The 3,218-nt window shown below is 70.6% G+C and carries 3 protein-coding genes; 2 read left to right on the top strand and 1 reads right to left on the bottom strand.

The genetic code is table 11. From position 1 onward, the window contains the following. Positions 1–456: 456 nt before the first annotated feature. Both V7067_RS16825 and V7067_RS16820 read left to right on the top strand, forming a co-directional pair. The gene (locus V7067_RS16825; RefSeq protein ID WP_334177044.1) at positions 457–819 is read left to right on the top strand and encodes a hypothetical protein; all 363 of its coding nucleotides are present in this window, start codon (positions 457–459) and stop codon (positions 817–819) included. A 280-nt stretch (positions 820–1,099) separates the two neighbouring features. Then, on the top strand, positions 1,100–2,047 hold the full coding sequence (locus V7067_RS16820) for an AEC family transporter (protein WP_334177043.1): 948 nt from the start codon (positions 1,100–1,102) through the stop codon (positions 2,045–2,047). A gap of 140 nt (positions 2,048–2,187) precedes the next feature. Here the strand turns inward: V7067_RS16820 and V7067_RS16815 are convergent. Continuing rightward, positions 2,188–3,218 (bottom strand): class I tRNA ligase family protein (locus V7067_RS16815; RefSeq protein WP_334177042.1); only part of this gene is annotated, 1,031 nt, incomplete at its 5' end.

Below are 3,218 nucleotides of genomic sequence, written 5' to 3'. Positions count from 1 at the left end.
AACGTTTGAAAGGAGGTGATCCAGTGTCTCATTGTCATCAGCCGCGTTCATCGGCTTGCAAGGGCCGGATCCTCGCCACTGCGGAGATCTTCGCTTCCTGAGACGATGCCGGGTTTTGGCCCGGATTGCGGCAAGACAATGCAAGGGCCACTCGGAGAGTGGCCCTTCTTTGTTTTATAAGACAGATAAATTTTCCGCAGACCCTTTTTTACAGACAGACTGCCGCCCTGCTCTTTGCCGGAACCGGCCGCTTCGCCTCCCGGCCGGGCCGGAAGCGCCGCCGGTGCGGCCCGTTCCGCCTTCGCATGAGGCCCGACAAGCCGCCGCGGGTTCGAAACGGCGCCGCAGGTTCGCCGCGCCGCCGGAGCATGGCGGTGTTATAATGCCGCTCTGTTGCCGGTCTCCCGGCAGAACCGCACGGGCAGCCGCCACACCGGCGGCCCGGAGGAGGTGGCGATGATGAACGCACAGGCCCCTGCCCGCCCCGGCGGGGACGATCTTGACGAGGCGCTGGCGGAGAGCTTCCCGGCCTCCGATCCCCCCGCCTTCAGCCAGCCCGACGGCATTGCCGCCCGCCACGACCCGGCCGACGCGCCGGGCGACAGCGCCGGCCGCGAAGCCGCGCTCGACGAGGCGCTGGCAGAGAGCTTTCCGGCTTCCGATCCGCCCGCCTTCAGCCAGCCCGACGGCGTTGCCGCCCGCCATGACCCGGCCGACGCGCCGGGCGACAGCGCCGGCCGCGAAGCCGCGCTCGACGAGGCGCTGGACGAGAGCTTCCCGGCCTCCGATCCGCCGGCCGTCGGTCCGCGCCGGCGCTGACGCGAACCGGCCCCGCTTGCCGGCGGGCGGAACGCGGCCGGCCGGTTGACGGCCGCGAGCCGGTTTTCTAACGATTGCAGCGGCACTGCCGGTCGCCGGCGCTCCGGCTCGGCTCCGCATCGCGCGGCCGGGTGTGCTGTGTCGCGCGGGCGGCAGGGGCACCGGTGTGAGGGGCGCCGGCGTGCCCGCCGCCCCTTCCTCCCCAATTTCTCCCCAAGGCCGGAGCCGCTCCCAAGCCCGGAGCGGCCCGTTCGCCGGCCCATCCGAACGGCGGTTGCGCATGCTCTCCACGCTCACGGTCGTTCTGCCGATCTTTGCGCTCGTCGCCGCCGGCTTCTTCTGCCGCCGCCGCGCCATTCTGGGACCGTCCGCCTCGTCGGAACTGAACCGCTTCGTGGTCTATCTGGCGCTGCCGGCGCTGCTTTTCAGCGTCACCGCCAAGGCAAGCTGGCAGGCGCTGTGGCAGCCGGGCTTTGCCGGCGCCTTCGGGCTGGGCGCGCTGCTGGTGTTCGCCCTCACCATGGCGCTGCGCTGGCGCGGCACGCGCCATCTGGCGGATGCCGGGCTGGATGGCCTCAACGCCGCCTATCCCAACACCGGCTACATGGGCTTTCCGCTGGGGCTGATGGCGTTCGGCCCGGCATCGCTGGCGCCGGTCACCATCGGCGCCATCATCACGGTGTGCATCGTGTTTGCCGTCGCCATCGTGCTGATCGAGGTGGGGTTACAGGCCGAGCGCCGCCTCGGGCCGCTGTTGCTGAAAGTGCTGCGCTCGCTCGCCCGCAATCCGCTGCTGATCGCGCCGGTTCTGGGGGCTCTGTGGTCGGCGGGCGGCCTTGCGCTGCCGGTTGCCGCCACCCGCTTCATCGACCTGCTCGGCGCGTCCGCCAGCCCCTGCGCGCTCGTCGGCCTCGGCCTGTTTCTGGCCGAACGGCGCACGACCGGCAGCGCAGACCGCCCGGCAGCGCTGCTGCTTACCGCCCTGAAGCTCATCGTGCAGCCGGCCGTCACATGGGTGCTGGCCTACCACGTGTTCGGCCTGCCGCCGCTCACCGCCGATCTGGCGGTGATGCTGGCCGCGCTACCCACAGGCACCGGCCCTTTCATGCTGGCGGAATATTATGACCGCGAGGCCGACGTGACCGCGCGCACCATTCTCTATTCCACCCTCGGCTCGGTCGTCACGCTCGCCCTGTTCCTCTGGCTGAGCGGGCACACCGGCGGCTGAAACGAAAACGGCCACCTGACCGGTCCGGTGGCCGCAGATCGGGTCCGGCCCGCACAAGGCCGGCCGGCGGGGGGATGGGGACGGCGCAGGCGCTCCTGCGTGCCGTCTCTGCATCCCCTCTCCGGCTCAGGCGTCCCGGCTCAGGCTTCCTGCAGCCGCCCGAGCGCCTCTTCGATCTTGGCGCGGCGCTCTTCGGCGACGGTGCGCCGCTCGTGCTCCTGCTCCACGATCTCTTCCGGCGCGCGCTCGATGAAGCTCGGGTTGCCGAGCTTGGCATCGACCCTGGCGATGTCGGCCTTCACCTTGCCCAGTTCTTTTTCCAGCCGGGCCCGTTCGGCGGCAAAGTCGATCACGCCGGCCAGCGGCAGGCAGGCCGTGGTGCGGCCGAGCACGATCTGCGCCGCCGCCTTCGGCGCGGCATCGGCGGTGGCCACCGCCTCGATACGCGCCAGACGGCGGATGGCGGCATCGTGGGTAACAAGCCGGGCGCGGATGGTGTCGTCGGCCCCGACGATCACCAGCGGCAGCAGGGCCGCCGGCGGCACGTTCATTTCCGCGCGCACCGAACGGATGGCGGCAATCAGGTCCACCAGCCAGTTGATCTCATCGGCCGCCGCGCTGTCGCCGGCCACCGCGACCGGCCAGCGGGCATGCGTCAGCAGGCCCTCGCGCGCCGGCCCGGCCTCGCCGGTGCGCAGCCACAGCTCCTCCGTCACGAACGGGGCGAAGGGGTGCAGAATCTTCAGGATCTGGTCGATGGCCCACGCCGTGGTGGCGCGGATCTCCGCCTTCGCCGCCTCGTCCTCGCCCATCAGCACCGGCTTGGCGAGTTCCAGATACCAGTCGCAGAACGTGTTCCACGTAAAGCGATAGACCGCCCCGGCTGCATCGTTGAAGCGGTAGGCGCGGATGGCCTCGGCCACCTCGCCCGCCACGCGGCCGGCCTCCACCACGATCCAGCGCGCGAGCGTGCCGGAGACGGTCGCCGGATCGAAGCCTTCCACCCGCACGCAGCCGTTCATTTCGGCAAAGCGGGCAGCATTCCACAGCTTGGTGATGAAGTTGCGATAGCCGGCCACGCGGCTGGTCGCCAGCTTGATGTCGCGGCCGGGAGCGGCCATTGCCGCCAGCGTGAAGCGCAGGGCATCGGCGCCATATTCGTCCGCCAGCG

Origin of the sequence: Pseudoxanthobacter sp., assembly GCF_036822375.1 — a bacterium.
Lineage (GTDB): Bacteria > Pseudomonadota > Alphaproteobacteria > Rhizobiales > Segnochrobactraceae > Pseudoxanthobacter.
The sequence above is the reverse complement of the archived record's forward strand: the minus strand, read 5'-3'. Positions and strand labels throughout refer to the sequence as shown.

Bases quoted from the DNA above. Each gene is read 5' to 3' on its own strand.
- V7067_RS16825 (WP_334177044.1), top strand. From the start codon at position 457: ATGATGAACGCACAGGCCCCTGCCCGCCCCGGCGGGGACGATCTTGAC.
- V7067_RS16820 (WP_334177043.1), top strand. From the start codon at position 1,100: ATGCTCTCCACGCTCACGGTCGTTCTGCCGATCTTTGCGCTCGTCGCC.